The organism is Pseudoxanthomonas sp. CF125 (assembly GCF_900104085.1).
Classification (GTDB): domain Bacteria; phylum Pseudomonadota; class Gammaproteobacteria; order Xanthomonadales; family Xanthomonadaceae; genus Pseudoxanthomonas_A.
In genome coordinates this window covers 869,568-885,095 of record NZ_FNLD01000003.1, presented here as the reverse complement: position 1 = coordinate 885,095, position 15,528 = coordinate 869,568, and the positions used below count along the sequence as shown (strand labels likewise).

The following is a 15,528-nucleotide window of genomic DNA, read 5'->3' as shown; positions in this document are numbered from 1 at the left end:
GGTGGCTTGGCTTCAATCGTTGCGCGGGCGTACCGGCGCGGTGGAGCCGCGCACCACCAGTTGCGGCACGAAGCCCTGGTTGTGCAGCGGCGTGGGGTTTTCGTCGTAGGCGTCGTGGCGCAAGCCGGCGATCAGCAGGCGCGCGGCCTGCCGGGCGATGTCCTCGGTGGCTTGCTTGGCGGTGGTCAACGCGGGCCAGGATTGCTTGGAGAACGGACTGTCCTCGAAGCCTGCGATGGAAAGGTCGTAGGGCACGTTCATGCCCGCCGATTTGGCGGCGGCGAGCACGCCGGCGGCGATCTCGTCGTTGGATCCGAAGATCGCGGTCGGCGGCTCGCGCAAAGCGAGCAAGCGCCGGGCACCGCGGAAACCATCGTCGAAGGTGTAGTCGCCCGGCACGACCAGATGCTTGTCCAGGGTGATGCCGTAATCCTTCAACGCCTTCTCGTAGCCGTTGTAGCGTTCGATGCTGGACCGGTGCGCCAGTCCGCCCCACAGGAAGCCGATGCGCTGGTGGCCGAGCTGGATCAGGTGTTCGGTGATTTCATAGGCGGCATCGTGGTCATCCACGTAGACGCAGGGGTAGCCGTCGTTGGGGTCTTCGGTGGCGGCGATGATGCGCACCAGCTTCACTCCGCGCGCCGCCAGCGCCTGCACCAGTTCCATGCTTTCGGACATCGGTGCGGTCAGCACCAGGCCGGCCAGGCGCGAACGCTGCACCAGTTCCGACAATTCTTCGGCCAGCAGCGGCGAGGTGGAATCGCAGGGATGGATCTGCAGGCCGAAACCGGTTTCCCGGCACGCGGCCAGCACGCCGTTCTGCACGCCGATGATGTGGTACGGGTTGGGGTTGTCGTAGATCAGGCCGACCACGAACGGCGTGCCGCTGCGCAGGTTGCGCGCGGACTGGTCGGGTTCGTAATCCAGTTCGGCGATGGCGTGCAGCACGCGCGCACGCGTGCCCTGCATCACCGAGGGTTCGTTGTTGATGACGCGCGACACGGTCTTCAGCGACACCTTGGCGCGTTCGGCGACATCCTTGATGGTGGGTCTGCGCATATTCGGCTCAGCCATTGCCTGTGATTCCCGGTAACTTGCGCATCATGCCTGTTTCGTCTTGCCCACGCGGTGTCCGCGCAAGGCGAAGAACAGGATGTACAGGTAGCAGGGCACGGCGAGCAGCGCGAACACCAATTGGAAATCGTGGTGCTGCTTCAGGATGGCGAACGCCTGCGGGATGATCGCGCCGCCGGCGATACCCATGACCAGCAGCGCCGAACCGGTTTCGGTGAAGCGGCCCAGGCCCTTGATCGCCAGCGGAAAGATCGCCGGCCACATCATCGCATTGGCCAGTCCCAGCGCTGCGACAAAACCGACCGACACATAACCCTTGGTCAGGAACGCGCACAGGGCGAACACGATGCCCATCACCGCCGAAACGCTGAGGTAACGCTGCTGCGAGATGAAGCGTGGAATCGCCGCCAATCCGATCAGATAGCCCAGCAGCATCGCGCAGAGAGTGAAGAAGGTGAAGAACTTGGTTTCGTCCAGCGGCAAGCCGAAGCCGTTGCCATAGGTGCCGATGGCATCGCCCGCCAGCACTTCCACGCCCACGTAGACGAACAGGCACAGCACGCCCAGCCACAGATGCGGAAACTGGAACACGTTGCCCTTGGCGCCGGCCGCGCCGTCGGCGCGTTCGGCATTGGCGTCGGCGGGTTTGATTTCCGGCAACGAGGAAAACAGGATCGCAATGGCCACCAGCACCAGCACACCGGCCATCACCAGGTACGGGGTGTGGATTTTGGCGGCGAACTCGTTCAACAGCATCGCCTTGGTCGCCGCATCGGCGGTGCTCACCTGCGTAGCCAGGTCGCCGATTCCGTGCAGCACCAGCGAGCCGATCAGCAACGGCGCCAGCATGCCGGCGACCTTGTTGCAGATGCCCATCACCGCGATCCGCTGCGCGGCGCTTTCGATGGGTCCCAGGATACTGATGTAGGGATTGACCGCGGTCTGCAGCATGGCCAGTCCGCCGCCGATCACGAACAGTCCGGTCAGTGCGCCTGCATACACGCGCTGGGTGGACAGTTCGCCGAACAGGGCCGCCCCCACCGCCATGACGAACAGGCTGAGCGCCAATCCCTTCTTCAGACCCGTGCGCTTCAGCACCCAGGACGCGGGCAAAGCCAACATGAAATAGGAAATGTAGAAGACGAAGACGACGAAGAACGCCTTCACTTCGTCCAGATCGAAAGCCAGCTTGACGAAGGTGATCAGCGGCCCGTTGATCCAGGTGAAGAACCCCATGATGAAGAACAGCAAGCCGATGATGGCGATGGAACCGACGTGCCGGTTGGCGGCGACGGTGGCATTGGCGGGTACTGCAGTCATGACGATGGACTCCCCTATCTGGCGGTGGCCGCAGCACCGCTGGCGAACGGGCTCTACCCGAGGCGGTTTGCGACTTTGACTGGGAACAACGTTGTCATACTTTTCTTCCGGAGGCCACTTCGGACGCCCGCGCAGTACTCAAATGCGGTCGATCCCGGCTCCTGAATTCTCTTGCACCGCAGCAAGCTGACCGTATGGAGACAACGGTATCCACGCGAATATGAACAATAATGTCCGAAAATGAGCCGAATTGGTCAAAATTATTACTCACATCGATACTGATGCAACTATCCTGGCCAGGCCTGTCAGTTTTTCATGACCACCTGTTGACAACGTTGTCAGACCAATCTCACACTCCGGCCGTAATGGCCCTGCGGATTACTGCGCCGCGGCTCGCGAAGACATGGGGAGATGTGTGGTCGCAAACGCCAATCCACTGCCGGTCAACTCCTTGGACGCCCTGCATGAGCGCTTCATTGCCGCCGACGTGGGCGGCACCCACGTACGCATCGGCCTGGTACAGGGCAGCGACGATCCTGCCCACCCCGTCGCCGTGCTGCAGTACCGCAAATACGCCTGCGCCCAATACCCCGGACTGACGGAAATCATCCAGGACTTCATCGGTACCTTGGGCGGCGAGACCATCGGCCGCGGAGTGATCGCCAGCGCCGGATATCCGCTGGAAGACGGCACCGTGATCACCGCCAACCTGCCCTGGCGCCTGTCGCCGCAGGAAATACGCGAACGCCTGGGCTTCCGCGAGTTCCGCTTGGTCAACGATTTCGAAGCCGTCGCCCATGCCGCGGCCTATGTGGACGCCAGCGAAGTGCTGCGCCTGACCGGGCCCGAAACCGCACCAGCGGGACCCACGCTGGTGCTGGGCCCCGGCACCGGCCTGGGCGCGGCGGTGTGGATTCCCACCGGCAAGCGCGCCGTGGTGCTGGCGACCGAAGCCGGCCATGCCGCGCTGACCCCCGGCAACGCCATCGAGATGGCGCTGCTGGCGGAAATGCTGAAGCAGCGCACGCATGTGCCGGTCGAATACGCTTTGTCAGGCCCGGGCCTGATGAATCTGCACAACGCCCTGTGCACCTTGCGCGGATCCAGCAACCGGTACCAGACGCCCGGCGAGATCACCGCCGCCGCGATCTCCGGCAGCGACGCGCTGGCGCGCGAAAGCCTGGAGATCTTTTGCGGCCTGCTGGGCAGCGCGGTCGGCGACATGGCCCTGCTGTACGGCGCGCAGGGCGGCGTCTACCTGGCCGGCGGCATCCTGCCGCAGATCCGCGAATTCCTTTTGAACAGCAGCTTCGTCGAACGGTTCCTCAACAAGGGACCGATGCGCGCGGCGCTGGAACGCATACCCGTGCGGTTGGTCGAGCACGGACAACTCGGCGTCATCGGCGCCGCGAACTGGTACCTCGGCCAATGTGAGGGTGGGTAGGAGAAAAGTCGTCGGAGCGACCACGGGCCACCTGCTTGGGCAGGCGCGGCCCAACTGAAAACGATCAGCAACAACGGGCATAGGCACGGCAGCGGTCTTCGTTGCCACAACTCAACCAGCGATGGGGAAGCATCATGAACTGTAAAAAATCAATCCTTTCGGCTGCGATCGTGGCGAGCCTCAGCTTCGCTGCGCAGTTGCACGCGCAGGAAACCAGCACGACGACGCAAACTACAGAAGACGCGACAGATCTGGGGACCATCACCGTCGTCGGCATCCGCGGTAGTATCGAAAAATCCCTTGAGGCGAAGCGCGACTCCGATTCCCGCGTGGAAGTGATTACTTCCGAGGACATCGGCAAGATGCCCGACAAGAACGTGGCCGACTCGCTGTCGCGCGTACCGGGCGTCAACATCAGCGCCGCCAGCGCCAACGAAGGCGCTTTCGACGAGAACGACCGCGTAAGCATGCGCGGTACCAGCCCCAGCCTGACCCAGACTCTGATCGACGGTCACAATGTCGCTAGCGGCGACTGGTTCGTACTCAACCAGACCGGCACCGTCGGCCGCAGCGTCAGCTACTCTCTGCTGCCGGCCGAACTGGTCGACCGGGTCGTGGTGCGCAAGTCGTCCGAAGCCAAGCTGGTCGAAGGTGGCGCGGTCGGCAGCATCGACATCGTCACCCGCAATCCACTCAACTTCGATGAGGGGTTCAGCATCTTCGGTTCGGTCGGCGCAGTGCATGCCGAACTGCCGGGCAAGACCGACCCGCAGATCTCGGTTCTGGGCAACTGGAAAAATGCCGACGGCAGCTTCGGCCTGACCGTGCAGGCTTTCAGCGAAGAGCGACATCTGCGCCGCGACGGCCAGGAACTACTGGGCTACGAAGCGATTGGCGCCAATACTGCGGCCGGCGTTGCCCATCCCGACTTGGTCGGCGTCTTCTTCCCGACTCTGGTCGGCTCGGCACTGTTCGAACAGGAGCGCAAACGCACCGGCGGCATGATCACGGCGCAGTTCAAGCCTACCGATACGGTGGAGCTGGAAGCCAATTACTTCCGTTCGGATATGAAGGCCGACAACTACAACCGCAACTACATGCTGTGGGGCAGCCGCATCATCAACGGCACCAACGGCGCCAACGGCCAGGTGCCTTTGCCAGGCTATGTGATCCGCAACAATACCCTGGTCCAGGCCGAATTCGCGGCGACACCTGGAGTCGATCCCGCTAACGCATTCGGCATCTACGACCAGATCTCGCGCCCAGGCGCGAAATCCAGCACCGAGTTCTTCAGTGTGGATGGCAAATGGGACGTCAGCGACAAGCTGACTTTCTCCGGCCAGATCGGCACCTCCGAAGGCCACGGCGAAACCCCGACTCAGGACGTGGCCGAGTGGGACGTGGGCCTGAACTCCGGCGCGGGTTGGGGGCTGCACGGCGTAGGCGCCGCCGACTGGCACCTGGGTAACGCCAACACCGGCGTACCGGGCACACCCGGCACCGACTACCGGCTCGATTGGATCTTCGGTTTCCAAGACATCGACGTTGTTGACGAGGAGGACTGGGCGAAGCTGGACGGCAAGTACTTCGTCGATGACAGCGTGCTGGACTCCATCGAGTTCGGCGTTCGCAATGCCCGCCACAAGCGCAATCTGGATCAGGTCACGGCCCAGGGCCCGGACTTCTCCGGCGGACCGGATCCGTTCGATCCCGCCAACTGGCCGAATGGTTTCCAGAACTATCCGGGCGACTTCGGCGATGGCCTGGGCGGCAACTTTCCGCGCAACATTTGGTATTTCTCGCCCGGACAGCTGGCCATCTTCAACCAGATGACCAACCGCGATCCGGTGTCGCGCTTCTTCTTCCCGGGCGCATACGGCCTGGAGGAAACCAGCTCGGCCGCCTATACGCAGTTCAACTTCAGCGGCGAGCGCTGGACCGCTAACCTGGGCGTTCGCTTTGTGCGCACCGAGGAGGAGGTCACCAACTACGTCAATGCCGATCCGCTCGATCCGGCTGCGATCACGACCTCTGCCTTCGGCGCGTTCAAGAAGGTGCTAACCACCAACACCTACAATGATTGGCTGCCCAGCGCGAACTTCAAGTACAACCTCAACGACGACATGGTGCTTCGCCTCGCCGCGTCGCGCACGCTGACGCGCCCGGATTTTTCGGCGCTGGCAGGTGCGGTAAGCCTCACCCCGCCCGCCGCCGTCGGCGGTATCGGTACCGGCACCGGCGGTAACCCGCAGCTCGAGCCGATCATCTCCACCAACCTCGATGCGACCTTCGAGTGGTACTACGCTGAACGCGCGTTGTTCTCGGTGGGCGTGTTCTACATGGACATCGACAACTACGTGGCGCTGGGTACCGATCGCCAGGCCTACTTCACCATCGACGCCCAGCGCCCGCAGGGTGAACTGATCCAGTACGATCTCACCGTGCCGGTCAGCTCAAGCGCCAAGGTCAAAGGCCTCGAATTGGCATGGGAGCAGCCGTTCGGCGACCACTTCGGCGTGTTCGCGAACTACACCTACGCCGACGGCGACACCGACGACGGTACGGCGATGCTCGGCACCTCGGAGAACACCTATAACGTGGGTGCCTACTTCGAGAACGACAAATTCAACGCACGCGTCAACTACAACTACCGTTCCGAGTTTTTCAGCGGCCTGGATCGCGCCTCCGCGTTCTACCAAGACGAGATCGACAACGTCTCGGCGTCGTTCGGCTACCAGATCACCGACAACTTCTCGTTGGCACTGGACCTGATGAACTTGAACAACCCGAAGACCAAGTACTACGCCGAAAACAAGGATCGCCCGCGTTCTATTTACGAGAACGGTCGCCAGTACTACCTGAACTTCCGTTTCAAGTTCTAAGCAGCTCAAGATTTATTTGATGTGTTTCCCTCACGGGCCTGGACTTGTCCGGGCCCGATTTTTTTGAGGGATGATGGATGCCACCCGTTGATCCGACGCCAGAACAGTCGTGGGAGCGGCGTCCCGCCGCGAGCTCTTGTTCTTGCCCTTGCTTTTCTGCCGCCAAGAAAGCAAAAGCAAAGCTCGCGGCGGGACGCCGCTCCCACGCTGTCGGTTAGGATCGACAATCTTGCGAGGATGAAGCGATGACGATTTCGGATTGCCTGCGGCCTGTTGCATTGGGAGCGTTGATATTGCTGGCCGTGTGCCCATCCGGCGCAATGGCCGCAGCCGGCACGGCGGCGTCGGAGCCGGCGTTGATACCCGCGCCCGCATCGATGCAGCGGAATGAAGGCAGTTTTGTGGTGGATCCGGCCACGCAGGTCGTGGCGCTGGACCCGCAGGCGCGCGCTGCCGCCGAGCAGTTGGCCGGCTTCGTCGCCAAGAGTCATGGCCTGAAGCTGAAAGTACGCGACAAAAACGGCGCCAACAAAGGCGCGATCCACTTCCGCATCGACCCCAAAGCGGCAGGCGAGTCGCCGGAAAGCTATACGCTGGAAATAGATCCGCAACGCGCCATCGTATCGGCGCGCGATCCGCGCGGCCTCTTCTATGGCGCGGTAACGCTATGGCAGCTGCTGCCGCCCGGCGAGGCCCGTGCGCTGTCCCTGCCGGCCTTGCGCATAGACGATACGCCGCGCTTCGCTTGGCGCGGGCTGATGCTCGACTCGGCGCGCCACTTCCAGAGCGTCGATCAAATCAAGCAGATGCTCGACGCGATGGCGCTGCACAAGCTCAATACCTTCCACTGGCACCTGACCGACGACCAGGGCTGGCGAATCGAGATCAAGCGCTATCCCAAGCTGACCGAGGTCGGCGGCTGCCGCATTCCCGCAGGAGACGGCGGCGTGGATGCCTCGGACAAGCCGAAACCCTACTGCGGCTACTACACGCAGGAACAGATTCGCGACGTGGTGCGTTACGCGGCCGCGCTGCACATCACCATCGTTCCCGAGATCGACGTGCCCGGCCACGCCACCGCTGCCATCGCCGCCTATCCGCAACTGGGCGTGCTGGATACGCCGCCGGTGGTTTCCAACGAATGGGGCGTCAACACCAATCTGTTCAATGTGGAGGAAAGCACCTTCGTTTTCCTGGAAAACGTGCTGGGCGAAGTGGTCGATCTGTTCCCCGGCGCCTATGTGCATGTGGGCGGCGACGAGGCGGTGAAAGACCAGTGGAAGGCGTCGGCGCGCGTGCAGAAGCGGATCCGCGAACTGGGCGTCAAGGACGAAGCCGGCATGCAGAGCTACCTGATCAAGCGGCTGGAGAAGTATCTGGTCGCCAAGCACCGGCGCCTGATCGGCTGGGACGAAATCCTGGAAGGCGGCCTGCCCGAAGAGGCCACGGTGATGTCATGGCGCGGCATCGAAGGCGGCATCGCCGCCGCCAACCAGGGCCACGATGTGGTCATGGCGCCTTCCTCGGAGCTGTACCTGGACTACCTGCAGACCGATTCGCCGAACGAGCCACCCGGGCGTCCGGCGACCATTCCGCTGAAACAGGTTTACGCGTTCGAACCGGTACCCGCCACACTGGCCACGGACAAGCGTTCGCACATCCTGGGCCTGCAGGCCAACGTGTGGACCGAACACATGCGCACCTTCGCGCGCGTGCAGCATGCGGTTTTCCCGCGTATCGCCGCGCTGTCGGAAACGGCATGGTCTCCGGTGCAGAAAAAGGACTGGGAGGGTTTCCTCGCCCGCCTGCCCACGCAACTGCAGCGTTACCAGGCGATGGGCATCGGCTATGCGCAAACGCCGTTCGAGGTGCGCAGCACGCTGGTGGAAGACCGCAAGCGCAAAAGCGTGGAAGTCAGTCTGTCGAATTCTCTGGGCTATCCCGACATTCGTTACACCACCGATGGCAGCGAACCTTCGGTTGGTTCGACTGCCTACAAAGGACCTTTCTCGCTGGCATTACCCGCGGAACTGCGTGCATCGGTGTTCGTCGACGGGAAGCCGCTGGCCAAGGCCACCGACCGCGAGCTGGACGCTGCCTCGCTGTTGACACGCAGCGACGAAGAGCTGGCGATGTGCACCGGCGCGCTGATGCTCCGGCTCGAAGACGATGGCCCCATCGAAGGCGAGCGAGCCATCTTCAATGCGGACATCTTCAATCCCTGCTGGGAATGGAAAGCCGCCGATCTGGACGGCATCGCTTCGATCGAAGTACGCGCCGGCCGCCTGCCGTACTACTTCCAGCTTGCGCACGACGAGCCCTCGCGCAAGTTCAAGCAGGCGAAGAGTGCGAACGGCGAGCTCGAGATCCGCGCGGGTTGCGACGGAGAGTTGCTGGCGACGGTACCGTTGCCGGCCGCGCCCGACGCCGATGGTTTCGTGACCTTGAAGACGCCGCTGAAAGCGGTCGCCGGCCCGCAGAACCTGTGCATCTTCTTCACCGGCGATACGCGTCCGGCGATGTGGGTGCTGGATCGGGTAACGCTGCGTCCGTGATCAGCCCGTAGGTCGGCCCTACGTGGCCGACGGGCACGGGGAGATTCCGGGTTCCTGTTGGTCGGAAGCGTCGGGGGCGTAGCCCCGACCTACACTGCTCCAGGGGCCTCGCCATGGGGCGCTCCTCTATCAGGGCAGGTGCTTTTCCATGCGCAGCAACAGATCGCGCCACGGCGTCAGCGCCGTGGTCATGCCCAGCAGCACGCCCAGGGTATTGGCCACCGCATCGGCAGGGTCGGAGGAACGGTAGGCGGTGAAGCCCTGCGCGAACTCGATGCCGACTCCCAGCGTGATCAGACCCATGGCAGCCAGCGACAACGAACGACGGCTGCCGAACAACTGCACCGCCGCGGCAGCGAGCAGGAAGTAACCCAGCAGGTGCTCCACCTTGTCGCTGTTGTCCGGCAATGGCGGCAGCGAATCCAGCGGTATCAGGCAGACCACGATCAGCGCCACGACGGCCGCGATCCACAGGCCCAGCCACAGCCGCGGCCGGCGCAGCGGTTTAAGCGCCGCGCTCACAGCCGCCACGTCAGGTCGCCAATGAGGAACGCAGCGCCGAGCTCCACATCGCGGGAGAAGCCCATGACCTGGAATCTTTCGCCCATCTCGCTAGGCAAAGTCAGTTGCTTGGCTTCATTGCGCAGGCGTTGCAGTTGCGCTTCGGAGGCGCGATCTTCGGCTTCCTGCAACAGCTGCGGCAGGCCGTTGCCCAGCAGAAAGCTGGCTTGCGTGCAGTAGCCAGCCAAGTCGAAGCCGGCATGGGTGCCCGCTTCCGCCAATGCGGTGAAATCGACCGAAGCGGTGAGATCCTGCAAACCCGGCCAGGCGTAGACGTCGTTGTGCGTCTGATGGCGGTAGAACGCACGCAGCGTGCCCTGGTCGCGCTGCGGCAGATAGTACTCGCGGCGTGGATAGCCATAGTCGACGAACAGCATCGCACCCGCTTCCAACCCGCCCATGACCGCTTGCACCCAGTACGGCAGCTGCGGCAGCAACTCGGAACGATAGCCGTCGGGGAAAGGCGCACCCAAGGTGCGCTCAAGATGGCGCACCGCCGCGGCCTGCAAGGCATCGGCGGGCCGGTCGCTGCGCACGAAACGGCCGTCTTCCCCCAGCGCCACCCCTTCCTCGAACACTTCGCCATCGCGCAGAGTGAAGCGCGGAGTCGGCAAGGCGTCGATCACTTCATTGGCGAACAGCACGCCGTTCCAGGATTGTTCCGGAGGGCCGTCCAGCCACTCCACCAGATCGAACACCGGCGGAATCAGGCTGCGTCCCAGGCGTTCGCGCTGACGCTCGCGCAGATCCGCGCTGGGTTCGAGGATCGCGTAGCGCGCGGGCAAAGCGTCCATCGCCAGCAGGCGCTTGAGCATGACCTCGGCGAAAGCGCCGCTGCCGCCGCCGATTTCCAGGAACTCCGCTTCCGGTCCCAGTTGCTGCAGTACCGGCGCCACGGCGGTGGCGACGCAACCGGCGAACAGAGGGCCGAGTTCGGGAGCGGTAACGAAATCCCCGGTGGCGCCGAATTTGGTGCTGCCTGCGCTGTAGTAGCCCAGTCCGGGCGCATACAGGCACAGCTCCATGAAGCGCGAAAACGGAATGCCGCCGCCGGTCCCGGCGATTTCGCCGCGGATCATCGCCGCCAACCCTTCGCTGTGACGGGCGGCATCCGGGTCGGGTGGAGGAAGATCTGGCATGGGATAGGAATGTGAGAGCGAGCACCACATCTTACGCGGCCGACGGCAACGCTAGCCAAGCGTGGATGGCCCGCATAGAATCGTTGACGCACAGCACAACGGCAGCACAAACGGCCACATGACCTACTGCGTCGGCATAGAAACGGACGAAGGCCTGGTCTTCGCGGCGGATACGCGCACCAGCGCCTCGTTCGACGACGTGCGCGTTTACCGCAAGATGCATGTGTTCGAGTATCCCGGCGATCGCGTGTTCGTGATCATGTCGGCGGGCAACCTGGCGACCACGCAACTGACCATTTCCCGGCTGACGCACGATGCCGAGGATCCCAACGCCAAGCGCAGCCTGCGCACCTTCACCCACTTGTACGAGGTCGCCGAGTACGTCGGCGAAGTGCTGGTGGCCAGCCAGGCCAGGATGAAGGACGAAGCGCAGCAGAGCGGCGTCAGCGTGCAGTCCACCCTGATCCTGGGCGGGCAGATCGCCGGCGAACGGCCCGGCCTGTACATGATCTATCCGCTGGGCAACTGCATCGCCACTTCGCCGGAGACGCCGTACCTGCAGATCGGCGAATCGAAATACGGTAAACCCATCCTCGACCGCATCCTGCGCCCGCAGACCACTCTGGAAGACGCCGCGCGCTGCGCGCTGGTGTCGCTGGATTCCACCATCCGCTCCAATCTGTCGGTGGGTTTGCCCATCGATATCGCCCTGATCCGCGCCGGCGACCTGAAGATCACCCAGAAGATGCGCATGGAAGGCGATACGCCGCTGTATGCGGAAATCCACGAAACCTGGTCGCGTAAACTCGAAGCGGCGGTGCACAGCCTGCCGCGTTTCCCGTGGGAACCTGCGCGCGAACCCGAAGAGCAGACTTCTTCGTTGCCGCCGCTGCCGCCGCGCCGGGTGGCGCCGCGGCCCGATCCGGGCGATGCCTCCGGACAGCAATAACAGTCCGTAGCGACGCATTTATAGGAGCGGGCCCTGCCCGCGACGCTTTATGCTCGTAACGGAGAGCGTCGCGGGCAGGGCCCGCTCCTACACAATCGCATAGCCGTTTCAGCCGCGGAAATAACCGTCGGCCAGCGCCGCGTGAAAGGTGCCCAGGTGCACCTGGATCTCGTCCATGAACTCCGCCGGATTCTTCGCCGCCAGCGACACCGGGTCCGCATTGCGGATCAATCCCACCACCCGGTTCAGACCGCGGTCCACGCCCGGCCGCGCCGGCATGGTGGGCAGCACGCTGTGCGCGCGAGCCAGGCAGAACTGCACGCTGCGCGGGAATTCGCTATTCTGCAGCAGGAACCGCAGCGCGTGTTCTGCGGTCACGCGCTGGCGCACATGGCGCCGGTACATCTGATAGGCGGCCAGCGACCGCAGCACCGCCATCCACTGCATGTTCTGGAAGGCCTCGCGGTCGTCCTCGTTGCGCGGCGTCACCAGTCCCGACGCACCGGCATCGATGATGCGCGTGGTCATGTCGGCCTGCTCGATGGCCGTGCCCAGGCGCAGGAACTGGAAGCCGATGTCGCGGCTCACGTTGGCGGTCAGCAAGCCGGAAACCTTGAGGCAGCCATCGGCGATGCGGGCGATGAACTCCATGCGGTAGCGCCGGCTCATGCCGCGCTCGCCATTGGCTTCGATGTACAGATACAGATCGTTGATGGCTTCCCACACTTCCTGCGGCAGGGTGTCGCGGATGCCGCGCAGGATCTCGCGCGCGTTGTCGACCGAACTGCGCAGCGAGGACGCATTGCGTTCGTCCAGCAGCAGGAAGCGCACCACTTCGGCATCGCTGGCGTCGTCGCCGGTGCTGGGGAACAGTTCGGCGAAGGCATCGCCCGCTCCCACCGTATCGACCATCGGCCGCCAGGCGAAGCGCACCGAACGCGGTAGATCCAGCTGCAGCAGACTGCCGACGCCGACCAGCCGCGCGGTGTTCTCGGCGCGGCGTACGTAGCGGCTGAACCAGTAGAGGTTGTCGGCGACGCGGGAGAGCATCAGCGGACCTCACAGCAAGGAATAACGAAATCGTCTTCCTCGCAAAGACCAGGTAGGTCGGGGCTACGCCCCCGACGTACGTAGAGGCAAGGTTCCCCTGTGTCGGGGGCGTAGCCCCGACCTACGCCGCCTTTGCGGGAAGGATGAGCTAGAGCAAAGCGCTCAACCACTCGCATCAATCCGCCTCCTCATCAAGATCCACCACCCAGGTGTCCTTCGCACCACCGCCCTGCGAAGAATTCACCACCAGCGAACCCTTTTCCATCGCCACGCGGGTAAGCCCGCCCGTGGTGACATAAATATCCTCACGGGACAGCACGAAAGGCCGCAGGTCCAGATGCCGCGGCGAGGGACCATCGTCGGTGACGATGGGCGCGGTGGACAGCGACAGCGTCGGTTGCGCCATGTAGTTGCGCGGATCGGCCTCGATCAGCTTCTTGAACTTGTCGCGCTGGCGCTTGGTGGAACGCGGCCCGATCAGCATGCCGTAGCCGCCCGATTCGTTGGCCGGCTTCACCACCAGTTTCTCGATGTTCTCCAGCACGTACTTGCGCTCCTTCGCATTGTGGCAAAGATAGCTGGGCACGTTGGGCAGGATCGGATCCTCGTCCAGGTAGTACTTGATCATCTTCGGCACGTAGGCGAACACCACCTTGTCGTCGGCCACGCCCGCTCCCGGCGCGTTGGCCAGCGCCACCTTGCCGGCACGCCAGCTGCGCATCAGGCCCGGCGCGCCCAGCACCGATTCGGGATGGAACACTTCCGGGTCGATGAACAGATCGTCCACCCGCCGGTAGATCACATCCACCCGCTGCGCGCCGTACACCGTGCGCATGTAGGTGCAATCGTCGTCGGCCACGAACAGGTCGTTGCCTTCCACCAGTTCGATGCCCATCGCCTGGGCCAGATAGGCATGTTCGAAATACGCGCTGTTGAACACCCCCGGCGTGAGCAGGGCGATGGTCGGTGTGTCGCCCGGGCGCGGCGAAAGCGCGGCCAGAGTGTCGTAGAGCTGCGAAGGATATTCGTCTACAGGCAGGATCGAGCTGGTCTCGAACAATTCCGGAAACACGCGCTTGGCCACCATGCGGTTTTCCAGCATGTAGGACACGCCACTGGGAATACGCAGGTTGTCTTCCAACGCGTACAAGGTGCCGTCGCCGTCGCGCACCAGATCCGAACCGCAGATGTGCGCCCACACGCCGAGCGGCGGCTTGATGCCCACGCACTGCGGACGGAAATTGACCGAGTCCTTCAACAGCATCGCCGGGAACACCTTGTCCTTGACGATCTGCTGCTTGCCGTAGATGTCGCCGATGAACAGGTTCAGCGCGCGCATGCGCTGCTTCAGGCCGGCTTCGGTACGCTGCCATTCGGTGCGCGGGATGACGCGCGGAATCAGGTCGAACGGCAGCGTGCGGTCCACGTTGCGGCCGTCGGAATACACGGTGAAGGTGATGCCCATGACCCGGGCGATGACGTCGGCGGCGACCTGACGCTCAGCGATCTCGCGGCCGGACAGGCCACCCAGGTATTCGACCAGACGGCGCGCTGCCGGTCGCGGCTGGCCGTCAGCCTGGATCAGCTCGTCGAAAGTGGTAGTGCGGTACTTCGCCCAGTCCATTCGCTCCGTTCCGTTGTCCTGCGTCGGCGCGTGCGTCCTGACAGGTGATGCATTGCAACATGCCCGGAACCGCGATGGCCGTCAAGCATTGGCCCGGCGCAGCGGATTGGAGACACAATGTGGCCGGCCTTCGACATCAGGAATTCCATGCCCGCCTCTTCCCCCGCCGCCCTGATCACCGGCAGCGCCCGCCGCATCGGTGCGGCCATCGCCCGACGCCTGCACGCACAGGGGTACGACCTGGCGCTGCATTACCGTGGCTCGGCGGCGGAAATGCAGGCGCTGGCGGCCGAACTGGAATCGGCGCGCGCCGGCAGCGTGCTTACCCTGCAGGCGGATCTGTCCGAGTTCGACCGTCTGCCCGAACTGGTGGCCAGGACGGTCGGCCGCTTCGGGCGGCTCGATGCGCTGGTGAACAATGCATCCACGTTCCAACCGACGGCCATTGGCGATACCACGCCGCAGCAATGGGACGCGCTGTTCGCCTCGAATGCGCGCGCACCGTTCTTCCTGGCCCAGGCCGCCGCGCCGCACCTGAAGGCCGCGCGCGGCGCCATCGTCAATCTGGCCGATATCTATGCCGAGCGCCCGCTGGCCGGGCACACGGTCTACTGCATGGCCAAGGCCGCACTGTTGATGGCGACCCAATCGCTGGCGCTGGAACTGGCGCCGGAAGTGCGCGTCAATGCGGTCGCGCCAGGAGCGATCCTGTGGCCGGAACAGGACCATAGCGACGCCGCGAAGCAGAGCATGCTCGGACGCACGCCGCTGGCGCGCACCGGTACGCCGGAGGAAATCGCCGAAGCCGTGCGCTGGCTACTGCAGGATGCGACCTATACGACCGGCCAAGTAATTCGCGTGGATGGTGGCCGCACGCTGGCGGGATGACTGGTGGGAGCGGCGTCCCGCCACGAGCTTTTGCTTTGTTGT

Annotated in this window: 11 protein-coding genes; 5 read left to right on the top strand and 6 right to left on the bottom strand. The window is 63.8% G+C overall.

The window, feature by feature from the left end; genetic code table 11:
- Positions 1-12: 12 nt before the first annotated feature.
- On the bottom strand, positions 13-1,059 hold the full coding sequence (locus tag BLR66_RS17370; protein ID WP_093289832.1) for a LacI family DNA-binding transcriptional regulator: 1,047 nt from the start codon (positions 1,057-1,059) through the stop codon (positions 13-15).
- Positions 1,060-1,101: 42 nt separating this feature from the next.
- Positions 1,102-2,394, bottom strand: coding sequence for a sugar MFS transporter (locus BLR66_RS17365; protein ID WP_093289831.1), 1,293 nt, complete (start codon positions 2,392-2,394; stop codon positions 1,102-1,104).
- A 415-nt stretch (positions 2,395-2,809) separates the two neighbouring features.
- On the opposite strand from BLR66_RS17365, the gene BLR66_RS17360 reads away from it, so the two are divergent.
- The 3 genes from BLR66_RS17360 to BLR66_RS17350 all read left to right on the top strand — a co-directional run bounded on the left by BLR66_RS17360 (position 2,810) and on the right by BLR66_RS17350 (position 9,275).
- Positions 2,810-3,838 carry a glucokinase family protein gene (locus BLR66_RS17360; RefSeq protein ID WP_255402750.1) on the top strand — a complete coding sequence of 343 codons (1,029 nt, stop codon included), beginning with the start codon at positions 2,810-2,812 and terminating at the stop codon, positions 3,836-3,838.
- Positions 3,839-3,972: 134 nt separating this feature from the next.
- Positions 3,973-6,720, top strand: a complete 2,748-nt coding sequence (locus BLR66_RS17355; protein ID WP_093289829.1) for a TonB-dependent receptor — start codon at positions 3,973-3,975, stop codon at positions 6,718-6,720.
- Positions 6,721-6,965: 245 nt separating this feature from the next.
- Positions 6,966-9,275 carry a family 20 glycosylhydrolase gene (locus BLR66_RS17350; RefSeq protein WP_093289828.1) on the top strand — a complete coding sequence of 770 codons (2,310 nt, stop codon included), beginning with the start codon at positions 6,966-6,968 and terminating at the stop codon, positions 9,273-9,275.
- A gap of 129 nt (positions 9,276-9,404) precedes the next feature.
- On the opposite strand, the gene BLR66_RS17345 is transcribed toward BLR66_RS17350, so the two are convergent.
- Positions 9,405-9,806 carry a VanZ family protein gene (locus BLR66_RS17345; RefSeq protein ID WP_093289827.1) on the bottom strand — a complete coding sequence of 134 codons (402 nt, stop codon included), beginning with the start codon at positions 9,804-9,806 and terminating at the stop codon, positions 9,405-9,407.
- Positions 9,794-10,975: a class I SAM-dependent methyltransferase gene (locus tag BLR66_RS17340; protein WP_093289826.1), complete on the bottom strand. Its 1,182-nt coding sequence runs from the start codon at positions 10,973-10,975 to the stop codon at positions 9,794-9,796. The genes BLR66_RS17345 and BLR66_RS17340 overlap by 13 nt, the downstream gene beginning before the upstream one ends.
- Before the next feature lie 118 nt (positions 10,976-11,093).
- Here BLR66_RS17340 and BLR66_RS17335 point away from each other — a divergent pair, with 118 nt between their 5' ends.
- A complete protein-coding gene (locus tag BLR66_RS17335; protein ID WP_093289825.1) occupies positions 11,094-11,924 on the top strand; it encodes a proteasome-type protease in 831 nt (276 codons plus the stop codon).
- Between the two features lie 108 nt (positions 11,925-12,032).
- Here BLR66_RS17335 and BLR66_RS17330 read toward each other — a convergent pair whose 3' ends face one another.
- Positions 12,033-12,974 (bottom strand): alpha-E domain-containing protein, encoded by a 942-nt coding sequence (locus tag BLR66_RS17330; RefSeq protein WP_093289824.1) that lies wholly within the window; start codon positions 12,972-12,974, stop codon positions 12,033-12,035.
- Positions 12,975-13,149: 175 nt separating this feature from the next.
- Positions 13,150-14,598 (bottom strand): circularly permuted type 2 ATP-grasp protein, encoded by a 1,449-nt coding sequence (locus BLR66_RS17325; protein ID WP_093289823.1) that lies wholly within the window; start codon positions 14,596-14,598, stop codon positions 13,150-13,152.
- Positions 14,599-14,745: 147 nt separating this feature from the next.
- Between BLR66_RS17325 and BLR66_RS17320 the strand changes: the two genes are divergently transcribed.
- The gene (locus BLR66_RS17320; protein WP_093289941.1) at positions 14,746-15,486 is read left to right on the top strand and encodes a pteridine reductase; all 741 of its coding nucleotides are present in this window, start codon (positions 14,746-14,748) and stop codon (positions 15,484-15,486) included.
- The last annotated feature ends 42 nt before the right edge of the window (positions 15,487-15,528 follow it).

Excerpts from the sequence above, each read along its gene's own strand:
- BLR66_RS17365 (WP_093289831.1), bottom strand. The coding sequence starts at position 2,394 with ATGACTGCAGTACCCGCCAATGCCACCGTCGCCGCCAACCGGCACGTC.
- BLR66_RS17320 (WP_093289941.1), top strand. The coding sequence starts at position 14,746 with ATGCCCGCCTCTTCCCCCGCCGCCCTGATCACCGGCAGCGCCCGCCGC.
- BLR66_RS17330 (WP_093289824.1), bottom strand. The coding sequence starts at position 12,974 with ATGCTCTCCCGCGTCGCCGACAACCTCTACTGGTTCAGCCGCTACGTA.
- BLR66_RS17325 (WP_093289823.1), bottom strand. The coding sequence starts at position 14,598 with ATGGACTGGGCGAAGTACCGCACTACCACTTTCGACGAGCTGATCCAG.
- BLR66_RS17335 (WP_093289825.1), top strand. The coding sequence starts at position 11,094 with ATGACCTACTGCGTCGGCATAGAAACGGACGAAGGCCTGGTCTTCGCG.
- BLR66_RS17340 (WP_093289826.1), bottom strand. The coding sequence starts at position 10,975 with ATGCCAGATCTTCCTCCACCCGACCCGGATGCCGCCCGTCACAGCGAA.
- BLR66_RS17370 (WP_093289832.1), bottom strand. The coding sequence starts at position 1,059 with ATGCGCAGACCCACCATCAAGGATGTCGCCGAACGCGCCAAGGTGTCG.
- BLR66_RS17355 (WP_093289829.1), top strand. The coding sequence starts at position 3,973 with ATGAACTGTAAAAAATCAATCCTTTCGGCTGCGATCGTGGCGAGCCTC.
- BLR66_RS17350 (WP_093289828.1), top strand. The coding sequence starts at position 6,966 with ATGACGATTTCGGATTGCCTGCGGCCTGTTGCATTGGGAGCGTTGATA.